The sequence below is a fragment of the Sorangium sp. So ce321 genome (assembly GCF_051530195.1).
GTDB lineage: Bacteria > Myxococcota_A > Polyangia > Polyangiales > Polyangiaceae > Sorangium.
Window position 1 is genome coordinate 350,644 of record NZ_CP150329.1, and the last position, 19,212, is coordinate 369,855.

The 19,212-nt window shown below is 68.9% G+C and carries 15 protein-coding genes; 9 read left to right on the forward strand and 6 right to left on the reverse strand.

What is annotated here, in order from left to right; genetic code table 11:
- The first annotated feature begins 86 nt into the window (after positions 1-86).
- The 3 genes from WME89_RS01370 to WME89_RS01380 all read left to right on the forward strand — a co-directional run bounded on the left by WME89_RS01370 (position 87) and on the right by WME89_RS01380 (position 8,800).
- The gene (locus WME89_RS01370) at positions 87-1,268 is read left to right on the forward strand and encodes a hypothetical protein (RefSeq protein ID WP_438007482.1); all 1,182 of its coding nucleotides are present in this window, start codon (positions 87-89) and stop codon (positions 1,266-1,268) included.
- Positions 1,269-1,291: 23 nt separating this feature from the next.
- Positions 1,292-6,649 carry a trifunctional serine/threonine-protein kinase/ATP-binding protein/sensor histidine kinase gene (locus WME89_RS01375; protein WP_438007483.1) on the forward strand — a complete coding sequence of 1,786 codons (5,358 nt, stop codon included), beginning with the start codon at positions 1,292-1,294 and terminating at the stop codon, positions 6,647-6,649.
- 210 nt (positions 6,650-6,859) lie between these two features.
- Entirely contained in the window at positions 6,860-8,800 is a 1,941-nt protein-coding gene (locus WME89_RS01380; RefSeq protein ID WP_438007484.1) for a protein kinase domain-containing protein, read from the forward strand.
- 77 nt (positions 8,801-8,877) lie between these two features.
- On the opposite strand, the gene WME89_RS01385 is transcribed toward WME89_RS01380, so the two are convergent.
- The 5 genes from WME89_RS01385 to WME89_RS01405 all read right to left on the reverse strand — a co-directional run bounded on the left by WME89_RS01385 (position 8,878) and on the right by WME89_RS01405 (position 12,596).
- The gene (locus tag WME89_RS01385) at positions 8,878-9,516 is read right to left on the reverse strand and encodes a YdeI/OmpD-associated family protein (RefSeq protein ID WP_438007485.1); all 639 of its coding nucleotides are present in this window, start codon (positions 9,514-9,516) and stop codon (positions 8,878-8,880) included.
- A gap of 26 nt (positions 9,517-9,542) precedes the next feature.
- Positions 9,543-10,247 (reverse strand): substrate binding domain-containing protein, encoded by a 705-nt coding sequence (locus tag WME89_RS01390; RefSeq protein ID WP_438011875.1) that lies wholly within the window; start codon positions 10,245-10,247, stop codon positions 9,543-9,545.
- Positions 10,180-11,001: an alpha/beta fold hydrolase gene (locus tag WME89_RS01395; protein ID WP_438007486.1), complete on the reverse strand. Its 822-nt coding sequence runs from the start codon at positions 10,999-11,001 to the stop codon at positions 10,180-10,182. Before WME89_RS01395 ends, WME89_RS01390 begins: the two co-directional genes overlap by 68 nt.
- Positions 11,002-11,010: 9 nt before the next feature.
- Positions 11,011-12,216, reverse strand: coding sequence for an endo-1,4-beta-xylanase (locus WME89_RS01400; protein ID WP_438007487.1), 1,206 nt, complete (start codon positions 12,214-12,216; stop codon positions 11,011-11,013).
- 179 nt (positions 12,217-12,395) lie between these two features.
- The gene (locus WME89_RS01405) at positions 12,396-12,596 is read right to left on the reverse strand and encodes a DUF6289 family protein (protein ID WP_438007488.1); all 201 of its coding nucleotides are present in this window, start codon (positions 12,594-12,596) and stop codon (positions 12,396-12,398) included.
- A 666-nt stretch (positions 12,597-13,262) separates the two neighbouring features.
- On the opposite strand from WME89_RS01405, the gene WME89_RS01410 reads away from it, so the two are divergent.
- The 5 genes from WME89_RS01410 (at position 13,263) to WME89_RS01430 (ending at position 17,515) form a co-directional block, all read left to right on the forward strand.
- Complete coding sequence (locus WME89_RS01410; RefSeq protein ID WP_438007489.1) at positions 13,263-13,823, forward strand: GNAT family N-acetyltransferase; 561 nt, start codon at positions 13,263-13,265, stop codon at positions 13,821-13,823.
- A 630-nt stretch (positions 13,824-14,453) separates the two neighbouring features.
- Complete coding sequence (locus tag WME89_RS01415; RefSeq protein ID WP_438007490.1) at positions 14,454-15,173, forward strand: hypothetical protein; 720 nt, start codon at positions 14,454-14,456, stop codon at positions 15,171-15,173.
- 11 nt (positions 15,174-15,184) lie between these two features.
- Positions 15,185-15,988 (forward strand): hypothetical protein, encoded by an 804-nt coding sequence (locus tag WME89_RS01420; RefSeq protein ID WP_438007491.1) that lies wholly within the window; start codon positions 15,185-15,187, stop codon positions 15,986-15,988.
- Positions 15,963-16,463, forward strand: coding sequence for a hypothetical protein (locus WME89_RS01425; RefSeq protein WP_438007492.1), 501 nt, complete (start codon positions 15,963-15,965; stop codon positions 16,461-16,463). The genes WME89_RS01420 and WME89_RS01425 overlap by 26 nt, the downstream gene beginning before the upstream one ends.
- A gap of 248 nt (positions 16,464-16,711) precedes the next feature.
- A complete protein-coding gene (locus tag WME89_RS01430) occupies positions 16,712-17,515 on the forward strand; it encodes an SDR family NAD(P)-dependent oxidoreductase (protein WP_438007493.1) in 804 nt (267 codons plus the stop codon).
- 62 nt (positions 17,516-17,577) lie between these two features.
- On the opposite strand, the gene WME89_RS01435 is transcribed toward WME89_RS01430, so the two are convergent.
- Complete coding sequence (locus tag WME89_RS01435) at positions 17,578-18,348, reverse strand: SDR family NAD(P)-dependent oxidoreductase (protein ID WP_438007494.1); 771 nt, start codon at positions 18,346-18,348, stop codon at positions 17,578-17,580.
- Positions 18,349-18,468: 120 nt separating this feature from the next.
- Between WME89_RS01435 and WME89_RS01440 the strand changes: the two genes are divergently transcribed.
- Positions 18,469-19,161, forward strand: coding sequence for a TetR/AcrR family transcriptional regulator (locus WME89_RS01440; RefSeq protein ID WP_438007495.1), 693 nt, complete (start codon positions 18,469-18,471; stop codon positions 19,159-19,161).
- The last annotated feature ends 51 nt before the right edge of the window (positions 19,162-19,212 follow it).

Sequence of the window (19,212 nt, forward strand, 5' to 3'; positions counted from 1 at the left end):
TGGCGGTGGTGCTTGTCCCCGAGAGCGAGGTTCACCTCTATTGTCCTGGGTATGACAATGATCCACCGAAATTCGTTGACGCGCTGATGGAAGGCGCGGTTCTGCCCGACAAGCTCACGCCTTGTCTCCCTCTCGACGTCAACAAGAGCCTGAAAGCGAACATCCTTGACGGCAAGCTGGACCAGGCGGTTCGTCAGCTCGACGCGTTTGGCTGGCAGATGTTCATCGCGCTGAATTGGCCGGTCGAGCAGGACGGCGACCACCTGCGCTTCGCGAAGCGCCTCGCGGGCCCGGGCGCTCCGCGCTGGTACGGGTGGCCCACGACGGACGACGTCTTCAAGGTGGACGGAGATGTGCCGGAAGGGCGCCACGTCCTCTCGGACAGGCAGGCGGACACGCGTCAGCTCTGGGACCAACGAGGCCAGCGGGTAGGCTTCGAGACCCAGATGAACCGGGTCGCACGTGACGCGATCAGGGGCGCCAACCTCTACACGGCGGAGGGACAGAGCACGGCGCTCGGCCGCATCCTGTTCCCGTGGGGGCTGGCCGACACAGGCGAAAAGAGGCTGGGCTCCACGGTCATCAAGCTCGCCTGGAAGGCGCTGGGCGCGCAAGACCACCGGGAGCGGTTCTTCCGGCGGGCGGCCGAGATGCCGGGCTCCCCGGAGCAGCGCGAGTTCGGGCTGGTGGGCATGCACATCGGGTACAAGCTGTCTTTCCTCGATTCCAAGTGGGTGTGGATCACCTTCGAGCACATCGACAGCGTGGCCGACATGGAAGAGCCCGCGTGCCCGGCTCCGGCGCCGCCGCCGCTCGCGGAGCCGCTCTTCCATGACAAACAATGCAGTCGGGAGGACTGTCCAAAGAACGATCCTGAGAGCAAGAACCCCCGCCTGGGCCCTCACCACAAGGCCACCCAGGTCGTGCGGGACGTCCCTATCCGGCCCGAGACAGTGGATTTCAACTGCAAGGTACGCGCGCTTCTCCACACCCACGCGCCGGGATCGCCGGCGCAGTATTACAAGCTGGTCGCCGTGCAGTCAGCCGTCAGGCGAGGGGACAAGTGGCAGTACGTCCCGTCCTACTCCCAGAACACGCTGCTCGAGACATACCAGCAAAATCCCGAGAGCGAGGATGGGCGCGGGTGCGTGCAGTGTCACCTTCGCGCGCCGCTCAAGGCGAAAAACGCGAGCGGCGCGTTCTTCGATGACGGGGGGCGGGGCGACTTCATGTACATGCTCACCCGAAGGCTCCAGACCAAGCCGTGATACGCCACAGCGACCAAGGCACCATGCGCGATATTCCTGGGTATCAGACGAAGAGCGTCCTGCACGAAGGAACCCGGCTCGTCACGTACCGGGCCATCCGGAGAAGCGACGGGGCCCCTGTCCTCCTCAAGATGGCAGCGGCGGAGTATCCCTCGATGGAGGACACCGCCCGGCTCCGGCACGAGCATCGCCTGTGCAGCGGCCTCTCCCTCCCGGGCGTCCTCGCCCCCTGCGCGATCGAGAATCATCAGGGCCGCCTGGTCCTCGTGCAGGAGGATTTCGGCGGCCTGCCGCTCTCGGAGTTCGCGCCGGACGCCATCGACATCGACGCGCTCCTCTCTCTGGCGATCCAGCTGGCAGGCACGCTCGGCGATCTCCACGAGCGGAGGATCGTCCACAAGGACATCCACCCGGGCAGCATCTACTTCGATCCGCCCACCGGCGCCGCGAAGGTGACCAACTTCGGGATCGCCTCGCAGCTCTCGCGCGAGAGTCAGAACGTGCTCAGCCCCGCCGCCATCGAGGGGATGCTCGTCTACGTGTCGCCGGAGCAGACGGGGCGGATGAACCGCGCGATCGACTATCGCACCGACTTCTATTCGCTGGGCGTCTGCCTCTACGAGCGGCTCGTCGGCAGGCTCCCCTTCGCCTCGACCGATCCGATGGAGGTCGTCCATTGCCACATCGCGAAGAAGGCCGATCCGCCACATGCGGTGAGCGCCGCGCCCCCGGGGCTATCTCGGCTCGTGATGAAGCTCCTCGCCAAGACCGCGGAGGAGCGTTACCAGAGCGGGCGCGGGCTGCGCCGGGACCTCGAGCGCTGCCTCGAGCAGTGGAGGAGCGAGCGCCGGATCGCGCCGTTCGAGCTCGGGCGCGACGACGCGGCGTCGACGCTCCAGCTCCCCCAGAAGCTCTACGGGCGCGAGGCGGAGCGGGAAGCTCTCCTCGCCTCCTTCCAGCGCGCCAGCGAGGGCCGCTCGGAGATGATCCTCGTCGAGGGGTACGCCGGGATCGGCAAGTCCACGCTGGTCCACGAGATCCAGAAACCCGTCGTGCAGCGGCGCGGCTATTTCATCTCCGGAAAATTCGATCAGCTCGAGCGCGAGCTACCCTATTCCTCGCTCGTCCAGGCGTTCCAGAGCCTCGCCCGCCAGATCCTGACCGAGGACGAGGCGCGGGTCGCCCGGTGGAGGGGGCGGCTCCGTGAGGCGCTCGGCGGGGTCGCCCAGGTCATCATCGAGCTGATTCCCGACGTGGGGCTGGTCATGGGCCCTCAACCGCCGGTGCCCGCGCTCGGGCCCGCGGAGTCGCAGAACCGGCTGAGGCTCGCCTTCCACCAGTTCATCGAGGTCTTCGCGCAGCAGGAGCACCCGCTCGCCGTTTTTCTGGACGACCTCCAGTGGGCCGACTCGGCGTCGCTGAACCTGCTCCAGGGTCTCATGCTGGAGCGTGATACCCGGCATATCCTGCTGATCGGCGCTTACCGGGACAACGAGGTCGCGGCGGAGCATCCCCTGTCGCTGCTCTTGGACAAGCTCCAGAAGGCTGCAAAGCCGTTGACGCGCCTGTCGCTCCGCCCGCTCTCGCCGGCCGAGCTGACCCAGCTCCTCGCCGACACGCTCGCGTGCCCGGAGGCGCGCGTCGCCCCGCTCGCGACGCTCCTCTTCGGCAAGACCGAGGGCAACCCGTTCTTCGTGCGCGAGTTGCTGCAGGAGCTCCACAGCGGCGGACTTCTGGTCTTCGACCCCGACGCCTCGGCAGAGCGGCCGGAGGAGGGGCCGTGGACGTGGCGGCTGGAGGACATCCGCGCAGCGCGCATCGCGGACAACGTCGTCAACCTCATGGTCGGCAAGATCCACAAACTGCCCGCTGAGACCCAGGAGATGTTGAAGCTGGCCGCGTGCCTCGGCGATCGCTTCGACCTCAACCTGGTTGCCCTGGCGGGTGAAAAGACGCCCGGCGAGGCGGCCTCCCTGCTCTGGGAGGCGGTCGGCGAGGGCCTCATCACGCCGGAAGGCAACGCCTACCTGCTGCTCCAGGACGCCGCGCCCGAAGACACCGCTGCGCTGGAGGGCGTGCCGGTGCCCTACGCCTTCGTCCACGACCGGGTGCAGCAGGCCGCCTATTCCCTCCTCGACGCGAGCAGGCGCGAGGAGATCCACGCCCGCGTCGGGCGGCTCCTGCTGCGGCGCTACGACCCCGAGCGCAGGGAGGAGAACCTCTTCGAGATCGTCAGCCACCTGAACGCGGGCACAGCGTACGTGGTGGACGCCGAGGAGCGGCGCGAGCTCGCGGCGCTGAATCTGCTGGCCGGACGCAAGGCCAAGGCGTCGAGCGCGTACGAAGCGGCGCTGCGGTTTCTGGCCGCGGGGACCGCGCTGCTCGGCGAGGGTGCCTGGGACACCGATTATGATCAGAGGTTCGCGCTGGAGCTCCAGCTCGGCGAGTGCGAGTACCTGACGGCGCGCCTCGCCGAGGCGGGAGAGCGCTTCGTGACGCTCCAGCAGCGCGCCCGGACTCGCATGGATCGGGTCATCCTGCACACGACGCACATGACGCTCCTGCTGCACCTCGGGCAGCTCGACAAGGCCATCGACGCCGGGCTCACCGCGCTCCGGCTGCTCGGCCTCGCGCTCCCGGCCGAGCCGAGCGCGGCTCAGGTGGGGCTGGAGCTCGCGAGGGTGCAATGGGGCCTCGTCGGTAAAAGCGTCGAGAGCCTCGCGGCGCTGCCGGATCGTATGACGGCCGAGATCCGGGCTGGGATGCGCCTGCTCATGAACCTCTGGTTTCCCACGTACCTGCAGAAGCGCGAGAAGCTCGTGACCCTCTTGATGCTCAAGATCGTCCACCTCTCGCTGCTCTACGGCAACACCTCGACGTCGTCCTTCGGCTACGCGTTCTATGGCGTGCTCCAGAGCTCGATGTTCCGCCGACCGCGCGCCGGCGCCGCGTTCGGGGAGCTCGCCCTGGAGCTCACCCGGCGCTTCGACGACCCACCGGTGACGAGCAAGACGCTGTTCATCATCGCCTGCTTTCTGGTCCATTTCACGACGCACCCGCGGGCGGGCGTCGAGTACTTCGAGCAGGGGCTCAAGTACAGCCTGGAGGCGGGGGATCTGATCCAGGCGGGCTTCTGCGCGAGCTCGCGGCTCCCCCTCGTGGCCCTGCTCGGGACGCCCCTGCCCGAGATGGCGGCGGAGACGCGGCGCTACCTCGACTTCGCGTCGCGCATCGGTGCCCCGCCGGTGATCCGGGTCGGCAGGGCAGTGCAGCGCTGGGCGTCACTCCTCCGAGATGCCTCGCCGGCCGCCGTGAGCGACGCGGATTTCATGTGGGATCAGGCGCCCGAGATCCCGGGGCCGGACACCTTCACCGTGCTCCATTTGCAGTCCGCCTACCTGCTCGATCGCCCCGAGCTGGCGATCGAGATCGCTGAGAAGATCCAGAAGGAATACCCGCATTGGCTCGAGCCGAGCATGTATGTCACCGCATACCACGCGTTCTTTCATGCGCTCGCGGTGGTGGCGGTCCATCCCACCGCCCCTGAGAGCAAGAAGAAAGGTTACGGCGAGGTCCTGAGGCGGAGCCGCAGCACGCTCAAGCGGTGGGCCGCGAACAGCCCCCAGACGTCGTCGTTCAAGCATGCGCTGCTCGAGGCGGAGGCGGCTCGCCTCGAGGGCAACGAGGCGCGCGCCGTGCTGCTCTACGACCAGGCCATCGCGCAAGCGCAGGAGCACGGGTTCGTGCAGTACGGCGCGCTGGCCAACGAATGCGCGGCCCGGTTCCACCGCGCCCGCGGGCAGCTTCGCGTCGCCCAGGTCTACGTGGCGGAGGCTCGCTATCTCTATCTCTCCTGGGGGGCGTTGAAGAAGGTCGTGCTCCTGGAAGAACGATACGGCGACCTGCTGACCCGGCCGCCCGCCAGAGGCGCGCAAGAGCCACCCCCCGATTGGCTCGAGATCCCGCATTCTGTGCGTCTGGATCTCACCTCGGTCGTCAAGGCTTCCCAGGTCCTGTCCAGCGCGCTCGTGCTGAGCGATCTGCTCCGGCAGGTCATGCAGATCGTGATCGAAAATGCCGGCGCGCAGCGCGGATACCTCATCCTGGCCGACGGCGAGCGGCTCTTCATCGAGGCAGCGGGCGCGACGGACCAGGCTCACGTCGTCGTGCTCCAGTCCATGCCGGTCGAGAGCTGTACGGACATCGCGCAATCGGTCGTCCACTACGTTTACCGCACCAGGCGGGACGTCGTCCTCGACAATGCGTCGCAGGAGGGCCTGTTCACCCACGATCCCTACGTGCTCCGACAGCAGTCGAAGTCGATCCTTTGCACCCCGCTGGGCCAGCACGGCCCGCTCGGCCTGCTGTACATCGAGAACAACCTGACGACCGGCGCCTTCACGCCGAAGCGGATCGAGGTGCTGCGGCTGCTCTCGTCGCAGATCGCCATCTCGATCGAGAACGCCCGCCTCTACGCCAACCTGGAGCAGAAGGTCGCGCGGCGGACGGATGAGCTGCGGCAGAAGAACCTCGATCTGGAAGATACGCTGAAGCACCTGCGCGCCGCGCAGGCGCAGCTCGTCCATCAGGAGAAGCTCGCCGCCCTCGGGAAGCTCACCGCCGGGATCGCGCACGAGATCAGGAACCCCCTCAACTTCATCAACAACTTCAGCCTGATCGCCAACGATCTGTGCGACGAGCTGATCGACGGCGCCGCCGATCCCGATCTCCGCGTCGCCGCGGTATGCGATACCCTGAGCGACCTGCGCACGAGCACGCAGAAGGTCCTCGAGCACGGCAGGCGCGCCGACGGCATCGTGCGTTCGATGCTCGCGCTCTCGCGTGTCCGCACCGGCGAGCGGCAGCTGGTCGAGCTCAATACGCTGATCGAAGAACACGTCAAGCTCGCGCTCCCCAGCCTTCCCGACAAGGACGACGAGCCCGAAGTCCAGCTGCTCCGCGATTACGATCGGTCGATCGGGGCGGTCGAGCTGATCGCGCCGGAGATAGGACAGGTCATGTTGAACCTGTTAAGCAATGCCCTGTACGCGGTCCGCCAGAAGGGAGCCGCAGAGGGGCGCTCCTATTCGCCCATCGTGACCGTACGCACGCGCTCACGGGGCCACCTCGTGGAGATCTGCGTGGAGGACAACGGGCCAGGAATCCCGCCCCGCATACGCGACAAGCTCTTTGAGCCGTTCTTCACGACGAAGCCTGCCGGACAGGGGACCGGCCTCGGCCTGTCGCTCTCGCACGACATCGTCGTTCAGGGCCACCGCGGGCAGATGACGGTGGAGAGCGAGGAAGGTCATTCCACCACCTTCTGCGTCTTGCTCCCGCGCGCCGGCGCGCATGACGGAGCGGCTCGCGAGCCTCGCTAGCGCCGATTCAATCACGATGGAACACGAGGACACGTGGAAAGGCTTCGCGAGGTCGGTGACAGGCCATCGACACAGGGTTTTTCCTGCGTGGGCACACTGCGTGGTGCTTACATCGGATTACATCGAGTTGCTTCGGGTCCCCTATCGTCCGGCCGCGGCCGGTGTCATGCCAGTTGACGCTCTATGAACGCGGGCTTAGGCAATGCTCGTGTGACAGAGCGAACGATCGGCGGGAGGTACGCGCTGGGGCGCGAGATCGGCCGCGGCGGCATGGGGGTCGTCTGGGAGGCCTTCGATCAGCTGCTTCGCCGGCCGGTGGCGATCAAGCTGATGATGCCCGAGAACGTCGTCTCCTTCGAGGCGCGACGTGGTTTTGAGCAGGAGGCGATGACGGTCGCCCGGCTCCGGAACGAGCACATCGTCCAGGTCTACGATTACGGCATCGACGAGGGATCGCCGTACCTCGTCATGGAGTTGCTCGAGGGGGAGGACCTCGAGAGCAGGCTTGAGCGCACGCGTCAGCTTCCGGCGACGTCCGTGCTGTCGTTGCTCCGGCAGATCAGCTCGGGCCTCGAGGCCGCGAGCCTGGCAGGCATCGTCCACTGCGATCTCAAGCCGGAGAACATCTTCCTCGCCCGGGGCGCGTCCGGTGAAACCGCGAAGATCCTCGATTTCGGCGTGGGATGGCGCCTGTTCGAGGAGCACGACTGGCCGCGCGCCCGCCTCGGGACCCCGGCGTACATGAGCCCGGAGCAGATCCGCGGCGCGGTCCCCCACCCCCTGACCGATCTCTGGTCGCTCGGCGTCATCGTGTACCGCGCGCTCACGGGTCGGTGCCCGTTCGCTCATGAGAAACTGCCAGGGCTCTTCATCCGTATCTGCACGGACCCGTTCCCGCCCCCGTCGTCGCTCGACGCCGCCCTGCTCCCCGGCTTCGATCGGTTCTTCGAGCGCGCCCTGGCGAAGGACCGGACCCGGAGGTTCCAGTCGGCCCGCGAGCTCTGCGCGGCGTTCGCCGCGGTATGCGGCGCGGGCAGCAAGCTCGCCAAGATCCTCGTTGTCGATGACGAGCCCGACATCCAGCTCCTCTTGGACCTGCATTTCCGGCGAAACCAGAGCGGCGCCGCCTACGAGCTCGTCTTTGCCGACAACGGCCAGCTCGCGCTCGACGAGCTCCGGCGACACCAGGACATCGACGTCGTCGTCACGGACCTCAACATGCCGGTCATGGACGGGCTCACCCTGCTCGAGCACATCCCCGAGGTGAACCCGCTCGCGAAGACGATCATCGTGTCCGCGTACGGAGATATGACCAGTATCCGTCGCGCCATGAACCGGGGCGCCTTCGATTTCCTCTGCAAGCCGATCGACTTCGATGACCTGGAGACCACCCTGGACAAGACCCTCCGCTCCGTGGAGCAGCAGCGGCAGAAGGCCCAGGCGAACGAGGAGAACGACGTCCTGCGGAAGTTCACGAACGCGGCCCTGGTCGAGCGGCTCCGGGCGCTCGGGCCCGCGGGCGCGGCCGCGAGCGAGGCGCTCGAAGCAACCATCGTATTCATCGATGTCTTCCGGTTCACCCAGGTCGCGAAGGAGAGGCCGCCCGCCGAGGCCACGCGGCTGCTCAACGCCAATTTCGAGGTGATCGTCCCGGAGCTCCTCGCGCAGGGCGGCGTCGTGGACAAGTTCGTCGGTGACGCCGCGATGGGCGTGTTCCACGGGCCGGAGCACCTCGAGCGGGCGCTCAGGGCATGTGTGGCCGTGCGCGAGCAGATCGAGACGATGGCTCGGCGTACGGGCAAGGATTCGCCGTACGCTCACGGCGTGTGCACGGGAGTCTCCACGGGCAGCGTCCTCGCCGCGGAGGTCGGCTCGCACGCGTGCGCCCGGCTCGGCTACACGGTGCTCGGCGAGGCCGTGAACGCCGCCTCGCACCTCGCGCGTGCGGCGCTCTCCGGAGAGATCCTCGTCGATGAGGCGGTCTGCCGTGCCGCCCGGAGGGGCTTCACGTTCGAGAGCGCCGGCGCGCGGAGCATCTGGCCCAGGGCGGAGTCGACGACGGTTTACCGGGTGGCGGGGCTCGAGGCGACGCGGCCCCTGCTCGGCGACGAGCCGACGGTCCAGTATACCCGGGAGCCCACGCAGGCGTAGTCCCGCGCTCCGGGCAGGCAGGGAGCATCGACGGACGGGTCACCGCGCCGCGCGCGGCCAGCTCGGGTGACAGCGACTCACTTCGCGGCGGGCCGGGTCGCCTTCGGCTGCCTGGGCCGCTCCGGCACGATGGTCTCACCGCGCGCCAGCATCGCCACGAGGTCAGCGACCTTCTTTGCGCGACCGGCGGGCGTCTTCATGTTGTTCGTGCGGAACGTCAGCGCGAACAGGTTCTGGCGCCCCAGCGTCTTGAACGTCTCACGTGCGCGTGGGTTCGCCTCGATCGCGGCGCGAAGGTCGTCGGGGATGGTGTCCGCGGTCGCGCTGCCGATCGGCGCGTACGCCGCGTCCCAGCGCCCATCGGCCCTGGCCGCGTCCACCTGCCGCTGCCCGTGGGGCGTCATCCGCCCCGCGGCGGTCAAGCGGGCGATGTGGTCGCGGTTGATCTGGCTCCAGACGCTCCTCGCCCTGCGCGGCGTGAACCGCTGCAAGAACGAGGATTCATCCAGCGATTTTTTGATCCCGTCGATCCACCCCCAGCAGAGCGCCACGTCGAGCGCTTGCGCGTAGGTCACCGTCGGCACGCCGGAGGCCTTCTTGTAGATCCTCAGCCACAGCTCCGTCTCCTGCGCGTGGTTCGCGGCCAGCCACGCCTCGAACGCGGCCTCGGTAGGAAAGCTCTTGATCTTCTTCTTGTCGGGGATGATCGGCGCCATGCGGTCTGCCTCGCAGCGCGTCCATCCTACGGAGAACTCGCCCGGACGCCAGGCCGCCGGACCCGGGCGCGAGGCGGCGGGCCAGGGTCGCGGCGGGGCGCCCGCGGAGACGGCGTGGGCAGGCAGCCGGGCCACACCTCGAGGAAGTCCCGCAGCGCCGCGACGAAGCTGCTCAGGCGCGCCGGGACGTGCCGGCCGCGGGGATACACAGCGTACCTCTGCTCCGCAGGCATCGCGTACGCCGCGAGCACCTCCTCGACCTTTCCCTCGGAGATCGCGGGCGCGGCGAGGTAGTCCGGCAGGCAGCAGATGCCGCCGCCGGCCACGGCCAGGTCGCGCAGCAACGCCCAGCCGTTCGCTGTCGCGTGGCGGTGCACGATCGACAGCTTCGTGCCGCCGCGGGTGAAGCGCCATGTCGTCGCCTCGCGCCGGGTGCCCATCACCAGGCACGTGTGCCGCGCCAGCTCCCGCGGGTGCGCCGGGGCGCCGTGACGCGCGAGGTAGTCCGCGCTGGCGACGAGGCGGCGCCGCGACGGCGCGCCGAGCTTGCGCGCGACGAGCGACGCGCTGTCGCACGGCTCGACCTCGAGCACGACGTCGAAGCCGTCGCGCACCGGCTCGACGCGCTCGGAGTTCGGCCCGGGCCTCGCCGGCGGCCCCGCTTCAGCGCTTGAGGAAGGCCAGGAGCTCGGCGTTGAGCTCGCCCGCGCGGGTCTGCGCGAGGCCGTGATCGGCTCCCTGAAAGACCTTCAGCGTCGCGTTCGGCACGAGCTTCGCCGCTTTCTGCGCAGAGGCCTGGATCGGCACGATCTGGTCGTCGTCGCCGTGAACGATGAGCGCCGGCACGTCGATCTTCTTCAGGTCCTCTGTGTAGTCGACCTCGGAGAACTCGCGGATGCAGTCGAGCTGGCCCTTGATGCCGCCCATCATGCCCTGCAGCCAGAAGGACTCGCGCAGCCCCTCGGAGATCTGCGCGCCCGGCCGGTTGAAGCCATAGAAGGGGATCGTCAGGTCCTTGAAGAACTGCGAGCGATTCTCGAAGGTCCCCTTGCGGATGCCGTCGAACACCTCGATCGGCGTGCCCTCGGGGTTGCTGGCGGTCTTCAGCATCAGCGGCGGGACGGCGCCGAGCAGGACGACCTTGGCGACGCGGCTCGTGCCGTGACGGCCGACATAGTGGGCGACCTCGCCGCCGCCCGTGGAGTGGCCGACGAGCACGAGGTCGCGAAGATCCAGCGCGTCGATCAGCTCCGCCAGGTCGTCGGCGTACTGGTCCATGTTGTTGCCGTCCCAGGTCTGGTCCGAACGACCATGGCTGCGCCGATCATGGGCGATGACGCGGTAGCCCTGCTGGCCGAAATAGGCCATCTGGACGTCCCACGCATCGGCGCTGAGCGGCCAGCCATGGGAGAAGAGGATGGGCTGGCCTTTGCCCCAGTCCTTGTAGAAGATCTTCGTGCCGTCCCTCGTGGTGATCGTCGCCATGGTCAGGGATTACTCGCTGCGGCCGAGGAAGTCCATCAGCCAGGCCATGGCCGGCCGCATGGTGCCGTCCGGGTGCAGGAGGCCCGTGTTGGTCCGCCACGTCGAGCCGACGACGTAACCCCACAGGGTGATGCCCATGACGGAGGTGTGATTGTAGAACATCGTGAACTGCTCCTCCATCACCCGGCGCTGCTCCTCGTCGTCCGCGAGGTCGATGTCGTACTCGGTGATGTACACGGGCAGGCCGGTCTCGGCGAGCCTGTCGATGTAGCCCTCCACGGCGCTCGTATCCATCCTGTACGCGTCGTGGGCCTCCGCGCCGAGGGCGTCGATCGGGGCGCCCGCGTCCAGCAGCGCCTTCACCAGCTCGACGAAGCGGTTGTGCTCGCTCTCGTACTCGATGTTGTTGTAGTCGTTGAGGATCAACGTCGCGTCCGGGCAGAACTCGCGCGCCCACGTGAAGGAGTTGACGATCCAGTCATGGCCGCTCTCGCCGTCGCCCCCGATGGCGTTCTTGAAGGCAGGCGTCGTGTGGGGCGGCGGCTCGTTCACGACGATGATGTTCCTCGTGTCGGGGTACCGCGCGCAGAACGCCTGCATCCAGTCCCTCAGCGCCTGCCGCTGCTCCTCCGCGGGCAGACTCACGAGCCAGGACGGCTGCGGGGTACCCCACACGAAGGCGTACTGCGTGAAGGGGATGTCGTGGTCCTGCGCATACGCGTAGATCGCGTCGAGCCGGCTCCAGTCTCGAACGCCGCGGGACGTCTCGATGGAGCTCCACCTGCCCTCGATATCGGGTGTGATCTGGTCCCAGTGCTGGATGAAGCCGTCGCGCACGGCGCCGTCCGTCGTGATGTTACCGACGAACTTGCCGGTGCCCGCGCTGCTCGAGCCGCCCGCCCCTTCGCCTGAGCCGCCAGCCCCGGAGCTGCTCGTCCCGGAGCCTCCAGAGCCGCCATCGCCCGAGCCGCCGTCGCCGGCGCCGCCCGTCCCAGCGCCACCCGCGCCCGTGCTGCCCGTGCCAGCTCCGCCGGAGCCCGTCGTGCCGGCGCTGCCGCCATGACCACCGGCTCCCGTCGAGCCGCTCGCGCTCGACGTGCCGCCCGGGCCAGCGTCAGCCCCGTCCGCCTTGTCAGAGCAGCCAGAGAGGGCCGCGATTCCGAGCGCGATCCAGGTCGTGCCGCGAAGCGATCGAGAGGAAAGGTTCTTGTTCATGTCGTACACTCGCAAGCTGGAGGATCGTGGCCGATCGCTCCTGGAGCGGAAATCCGATGGGCAGCAGCGCGAGCCGGAGGGTACGCGCCTGGCGAGCCGCGCGCCAGGCAGCTCGGCCGCTGTGATTCCCGTCGCCACCGGATCGATCACGATCCGGGCCGTCGAGCGAGTCGTATCCCTCAGGGAGGGGGCGGGGTGCAGGTGAAGCACCCGCCGCACTCGTGGTGCGGTGTCTTGGTGCCCCACGCGATCCGGTTGTTACAGCAGTCGCGGCCGTACTGGCCGACGACCGTCGTGTGGCTCTCGTCGCTGAAGTAGGTGCAGTTTTCCCCGGGAGCCGCCTCGCTCGAGGGGGTCAACAGGGCAGTGGTTCCCACCATCGCCGCACCTGCCGTCAGGGCAGCGACGAGGAACCGCAAACGGGTAGCAGGGCCAAGCCGACGCATGGACGCTCCTTTGCCAGGGACTTTGCCATGGACTTTACCACGGACGTTGCGATGGAGACCTGTTCCGGCCCCCGGGTCTATGCGAGATACTCTAGACCGATTGTGCGGCTCGGGCAAGCGCTCCGGCCGGAGTGCCGTGTGCGGAGATCCGCAGATAGCTTCGCGTGACGGCGTGAGCGCCACGGATGAGCGCGGCGGAGTGTGAAGCAGCGCGCGAGCTTTGGCGTGGCGGCGAACGCGGTGCGCTGCGCTGGAGTTACCGGCTTCGGCTTCGGGGGAAAGGGTCGCGGCCACAGCAGCGCGGCCCCGCGGGGACATGGCTCGGCCTGGCTGTCCGGCGCTCTTCACACTACCTTACTCAAGATTGCAATTCTTCATGATGCCGTCGATAGATGCGCGCCCCATCGATCTCGACGGGCTGTCCCGACGGATGGTCGAACTGGTTCATGCTGTCCTCCTGTAAAGGTCCATCGGGATTCACGGGCACCGCGCCGGTGGGTTCATGGGGCCAGGCTCCACGCGCACCCCTCGCTCGCTCTGCCGGAGCGCGGCGGCGCGATCGGTGCTATTTCTGCTACCGGCGCGCGGGCCGATGGGAGCGTGATCATGATCGAGCGGCGGATCTACCGGCAAGACGAGCTTCCCGAGTCCTTGATGTGGCAGGCCGTGTCGTTCATGCGAGTCCAGTGGCCCTCGATCTTCAAGGGGCCGCTCCGGCTGCTCAAGCACACGTACCCGCCGGACATGGGCACGGTGCACTTCACCCTCAGCGAGGAGGGCGTGCTGCTCAGCTATGCATCCGTGATGCGCATGGACCTGCCGCACGCCGGTGAGCGCCATGTGGTTCACGGCTTCGGCAACGTCTTCACGTTCCCGCCTTACCGGGGCGAGGGCCTCGGTCGACAGGTGGTGGACATGGCGACAGGCTTCCTGCGGGACAGCGACGCCGACGTCGCGGGGCTTTTCTGCGCACCGGGCCTCGAGCGCTTCTACGCCGCGAGCGGCTGGGAGGCGCTGCCTGGCGCGGTCACCCGCGTCGGCACCCCGGAGCGCTCCACGGCCTACGGCGAGCTCAGGATGATGCTCTTCCTCTCCGAGAAGGGGCGCCAGGCCCGGACGGCCTTCGCGGGGGAGCCGCTCCATGTGCCGTGGCCATGGTGAGGGCTCCGGGCGGCGGCCCGGCCCAGGTCGGCGCGCCCCGCCTGGCAGCGGGTAGCGCGCTCACTGGACCAGGCGTCGAGCGGGAGCGGCCTGCCCTGCCCGCCGGCGCGGCCGCGCGCGGGCCGTAGGACCACGCAGCGCCCGGCTGGTGCATGAGCGGCAGCGCCGGGGGGGCGCGGTGTCCCGGAGGGGCGAGCCTCCACATGGAGGTTGCGACCTCCAGGCCACGGCCTCCTCACCTGTGCCCTGGTATTCCAGCAGACGTCCGGGCATGTTCGATGGCGGCGGTCGCTCCGCGAGCGATCCCCTGGAATTGCAGCACATTGCCGTCCCGACCGCGGCCCCCGGCGCCGCCCCGCCCGGCCTGCCCGCCGTGCTCGCAGGGCGCGGCCCGAGGGTTGCAGGTTGCCGCGGCGCGGGCAGGCGCGGTCGGTCGATCGGTTGTCATCGACGACGTCGAGAGGTGGGAAGAGCGCCTGCCCAGCATCATTTCTCACTCGCGCGAAGCCAGCGAGCAGGCCAGCCGGCGCGGAGGCGCTGCTGTCGCGCGTGCCGTCGAGGGGGCGACGATCGCCCTCGTACAAACTGATCCCGAGGTGAAGCATGTCGTCGGTCTCGATCCGAAATTCGATGATACTCGTCTGCATTGCCCTGTCCGCGGGCTGCTCCGCGCCCGCCGAGAAGGACGCGCCTGAGGACACGGCGGTCGATTCGCAAGCCCTCGAATGCACGAGGGAGTGCATCCTGGCGATGGTGAACAGGCAGCTTTCGCTGATGGGGGAGTTCGGAAATGACGCCGAATTCGAGCGTGCGCTCCGGGAGCTCGTGGCCATCGGCCCGGCGGTCGTCCCCGTGGTGGTGGACGTCTACAAGGAGTGGTCGGTGTCGGCTCCGCCGGACCGCGCCGAATCGGCGAGGCCTGGGGAGATGCGCTGGCGGGCCGCTCATCTCCTGGGCCTCCTCGGCTTCCGCGAGGCCATCGATCCGCTGAACGAGATCGCCAGGATGCCGCTCCCCGACCCCGGCAAGGACGAGCACCTCTTCGCGGACGAGTACCGCGTCCGCCTGCGCGCGATCGCCGGGCTCGAGGGGCTCCACGCCGCGGCCGAGCTTCGCGCCATCCACGCCGCCGGCGGCCTCCTGCGCAACCCGGCGGCAGCGAGCCTCTACGCGCTCGGGATCGACGTCGGGGGCATCCGGCTGATCGACGCGCGGAGGGCGCTCGCGGAGGACGTCGCCGATGCCAAGGATCACAACCCGAACGCCGGTCGAGAGGCGCAGCCGGAGAAGCCCGGGTCCCGGGAGTTCAGGGTGACGCCTCGGACCGACACGCCGGCCACCACGCGGTGAAGGGATTGACCATGAAAATCACGACCAGCGCCATTCTTGCGTCTTGCTTGCTCCTCGGCCTCGCCTCGGAGGCCCGCGCGGACACCTGCGATACGGTCAGGGCGACCGACCCCGGGGTCATGCAGAGCTTCTGGTGCACGCAGCCGTGGATCGACTTCTACTGGGATGCGTACGACTTCGACAAAGGGGACTGGGATGACGGCTTCGGCTGGGAGGCCGCATGCGACCGGAGGAGACCGCTGGCGCGCACGTTCCAGGCGATCCAGCTCGTCAACTATGCGTCCCCGAACGAGGCGCTCCAGACGAACGATTTCAGCGGTAACATCCTGCGCTGGGGCGGCAACTATACAATCCGTGAGTTCGATGAGCTGGACGCGCGATGCGGGGACGGGTCGAAGCGAGCGCACACGACCTGGGGAGTGATCATCGACAACTACACGGATCTGTACATCCCGTTCTTCTACAACGAGAACGTCGTGGAGCGCGCCGGGACCCTGCTTCACGAGGCGCGCCACGCGGACTGGTGCGGCCACAGCGGCAACGATGGCAGCAACAACTGCCCGGCGATGAGCGAGTCGTGCGACGAGAGGTACACGGATGGGTGCTCGGGGGTCGGGTCGCCCAGCGGGAGGGGCGCGAACGGCTACCAGGTCCTCTGGCTGTGGTGGTACGCCTACGAGGCCGACGCGCAGCACAGCTCGTCGACGATGAAGGCCTTCGCGAGGGACGAAGCGAACCGGATCCTGAACACCATGTTCGACGTCGACCCCTGCTTCAACATCACGAGCAATGGCAGCAAGATCATCACCTGCTAGGCGCGCGGCGCTCGCCGGCCTCCTGTGGGGCTCGCTGTGGGTCGCAGGGTGCGCGGGGCACCCCGGCTCCGATATCCCGCCGGCGCCCTGGGCGCAGCTCGAGGCGAACCGCGGCGCGGGCGAGGAGACCGTCCTCTGGATCGAGCTGAGCGGCACGTACGAGGGGCACAAGGGGCAGACGCCGCTCCGCGGCCAGCTCAGCGCCGAGCAGCTCTCGAGCCTTCGTGAGCTGTTCCGGGACGAGCGGATCGCGATCTACCGGAGCGACGCGCTGCCCACCGACGGGAGCGTCGACCTCGAGGGCACCGCCGAGCGGCCCATCTTCCGCGTCGTGGTTCGCGACGAGAGCGACCAGATCCGGCCAGGATCGGAGAAGCTCCAGGCGTACTTCGCCGAGGGGACGCAGCGCGCCGAGACGAGCGAGATGCTGCTGGCGGTCAAGGAGATCATCGCCGGGGCGACGCAGGCCCCTTAGCGACCCGGACCGAGCCGCCCGGCGCGCGATCCTGGAGGCGCCGGAGCACCCGCAGGTCGCCCGCTGGCTTCACCGTGCTCGGCGGGGGAGCCTGAGCCTGCCACGGCGCCTCGCGGCTCAGGCACGGCGACTCACGCCTCGCACGCAGCCCCGCCGGATCAGGACATGTCTCCGGTTTGCATTCCTGGAAATCGGCTTACCGCCGATGCCCGTTGTCGGCAAGCGCGCCGGAACCCATCCTTGCACCCATGAAGGCTTTCGATTTCACGGGCAAGACGGTCCTGGTCACGGGCGCGTCGATGGGCATCGGCGAGGCGTTCGCCCGCGAGCTGTCGCGGCGCGGGGCCACCCTGGTCCTCGTCGCGCGCGGCGAGGCGAAGCTCGCCGCGCTCGCCTCCGAGCTCGGCAAGGCGCATGTCATCGCCGCAGATCTCGCGGCCCCGGGCGCCGCGCAGCGCCTCTTCGACGCCGTCGCCGCGCGGGGGCTCGAGGTCGACGTCCTCGTCAACAACGCCGGCTTCGGCGTCTACGGCGCCTTCGGCGACATCTCCCTGGCGACGCAGCGCGAGCAGATCGACCTCAACGTCGGCGCGCTGGTCGAGCTGACGCACCTCTTCCTGCCCGTGCTCGAGCGGCGCCAGGGGGGCGTCATCCAGGTGGCCTCGACAGCGGCCTTCCCGCCGATCCCGTACTTCGCCGTTTACGCGGCGACGAAGGCGTTCGTCCTCTCCTTCAGCGAGGCGCTCTGGGCCGAGTACCGCCCGCGCGGCGTGCGCGTCCTCGCCCTGTGCCCCGGCGCGACGGAGACGCCGTTCTTCCAGCGCTCGGGCGACATCCCGGGGACGAGCTGGAAGGCGCGGCCGGAAGACGTGGTGCGCCTCGGGCTCGCGGCCTTCGCCGCCGGCCGCGCCTCGGTCGTCCACGGCCCCGCGAACAACGTCGTCACGTTTCTCACCCGGTTCCTCCCCCGGGAGTTCACCGCGAAGATGATGGCGCGCTTCGGGAAGCCAGCGGCGCCCAGGATCCCCAGCGCTGCTGGTCGTGCGGCGTGATCTCGAAGCTCAGCCGTCAACCCGGCTCTCCTGATCGCGAACGACGCGCGCCTGTCCCCTCGTCACATCGGCCGGCCGCCGCTCGCGCGGAGGATCTCCCCGGTGACCGCGGTGTTCGCCGCCGAGCACAGGAAGACGATCGTCGGCGCCACCTCCTCGGGCCGCAGTAGCCGCCCCACGGGATACGCCTTCCCGCGCTGCGCCATCACCTCCGGCGATATCACCGCGCTCATCTTGTCGGTCACGGTCAAGCCCGGGACAACCACGTTGGCCAGGATCCCGTGCGGCCCGAGCTCGCGCGCGAGCACCGCGGTGAGCCCGTGGAGCGCCGACTTGGCGGCGGCGTACGGCCCGGTGCCCACCACGCCGTCGAGCGCCACGCCCGAGGAGACGTTGACGATCCGGCCCCAGCCCCGGGCGCGCATGGAGGGCACCGCGGCCTGGATCGCGGCGAAGGCGCCGTCGATGTTGTCGTGGAGGGTGCCCTGCCACTCGGCGAGCGGGATGTCCTCGAAGCGCGGCGCCTCCCAGGGCAGGCGCTCGCTCCAGCGGACCGCGTTGTTGACGAGGACATCGAGCTGCCCGAAGCGCGCCACGGTGGCCGCGACAGCCGCCTTGATCGACTCGACCGACCCGAGGTCGAGCTCCAGCGCGAGCGCCTCGCCGCCTTGCCGCTCGATCTCCCGGACGACCTCCGCGGCCTTCTCACGCTCGCTCCGGTAGGTGAGCGCCACGCGGGCCCCCTCGGCCGCGAGCTGCAACGCCACCTCCCTGCCGATCCCCTGCGAGCCGCCGGTCACCAGCGCGGCCCTCTTCTCCAGTCCCAGCTTCATGCGACACCTCGCTTTCGAGTCGAAGGTAGCCGGAGTGGAAGGAACTTCCAACAATAAATTGGAAGATTCTTCCATTGCGGCGGCTGGTCAGCGGCGCGCGGCTGGGGTAGGGGAGGGGCCATGGCCGTGGCTCGACAGAGCGGCGTGGCGCGCCGGGAGGCGCTGCTGGACGCGGCGCTCCGCTGCTTCGAGCAGCGGGGCCTCTTGCGCACGGGCATCGAGGACGTCCGCAAGGAGGCGGGGGCGAGCCCATCGAGCGTGTACCACCTGTTCGAGGATTTCCCGGCGCTGGTGGCGGCGCTGCTCGGGCGGACCTTCGCGCGGCTGATCGGGTACGTGACCGCGCGCGTGCTCGCCGCCAGGACGGGGCGCACGGCGGTGCGGGCGCTGGTGGAGGCGCACCTGACCTGGGTGTTCGAGCACGAGGCCGAGGCGCGCTTCATGTACCAGGCCCTCGCGCTGGAGCTGGACGGGCACCACCGCGCCGCGCTCCGCGACGAAAAGGCGCGGCTCAAGGCGGAGGTGACGGCGCACCTGACGGAGCTCGGCGTCTTCTCCGGGGCGCGCTCGTCCGAGGTGGTGCTCGACGTGGTGCTGCTCGGCCCGGCGCACCAGGCCTGCCGTCTGTACCTGTCCGCGCCCGGCGCCGTGGACCCCGCGTGGATGAAGGCGACCCTGCCCGACCTCGCGTGCGGAGCGCTGGCCGCGGTCGAGCCTGCGGCCCCGGCGGCGCGGGCAGGCAAGGGCGCGGGCGCCGTGGAGCCTGTTCAGCGAGAAGGCGGGAGAAGGAAGATCAAGCCGGCTCGCGGATGACACACGGGTGAATCGCGGCGCAGCTTGCCGCAGCAAAGACACAGGCCGCGG

What these genes read in the sequence shown, in the direction of transcription:
- WME89_RS01415 (WP_438007490.1), top strand. Translation starts at nt 14,454, where the DNA reads ATGATACTCGTCTGCATTGCCCTGTCCGCGGGCTGCTCCGCGCCCGCC.
- WME89_RS01425 (WP_438007492.1), top strand. Translation starts at nt 15,963, where the DNA reads ATGGCAGCAAGATCATCACCTGCTAGGCGCGCGGCGCTCGCCGGCCTC.
- WME89_RS01370 (WP_438007482.1), top strand. Translation starts at nt 87, where the DNA reads ATGGAAGGCGCGGTTCTGCCCGACAAGCTCACGCCTTGTCTCCCTCTC.
- WME89_RS01395 (WP_438007486.1), bottom strand. Translation starts at nt 11,001, where the DNA reads ATGGCGACGATCACCACGAGGGACGGCACGAAGATCTTCTACAAGGAC.
- WME89_RS01385 (WP_438007485.1), bottom strand. Translation starts at nt 9,516, where the DNA reads ATGGCGCCGATCATCCCCGACAAGAAGAAGATCAAGAGCTTTCCTACC.
- WME89_RS01430 (WP_438007493.1), top strand. Translation starts at nt 16,712, where the DNA reads ATGAAGGCTTTCGATTTCACGGGCAAGACGGTCCTGGTCACGGGCGCG.
- WME89_RS01420 (WP_438007491.1), top strand. Translation starts at nt 15,185, where the DNA reads ATGAAAATCACGACCAGCGCCATTCTTGCGTCTTGCTTGCTCCTCGGC.
- WME89_RS01375 (WP_438007483.1), top strand. Translation starts at nt 1,292, where the DNA reads ATGCGCGATATTCCTGGGTATCAGACGAAGAGCGTCCTGCACGAAGGA.
- WME89_RS01440 (WP_438007495.1), top strand. Translation starts at nt 18,469, where the DNA reads ATGGCCGTGGCTCGACAGAGCGGCGTGGCGCGCCGGGAGGCGCTGCTG.
- WME89_RS01405 (WP_438007488.1), bottom strand. Translation starts at nt 12,596, where the DNA reads ATGGTGGGAACCACTGCCCTGTTGACCCCCTCGAGCGAGGCGGCTCCC.
- WME89_RS01400 (WP_438007487.1), bottom strand. Translation starts at nt 12,216, where the DNA reads ATGAACAAGAACCTTTCCTCTCGATCGCTTCGCGGCACGACCTGGATC.
- WME89_RS01435 (WP_438007494.1), bottom strand. Translation starts at nt 18,348, where the DNA reads ATGAAGCTGGGACTGGAGAAGAGGGCCGCGCTGGTGACCGGCGGCTCG.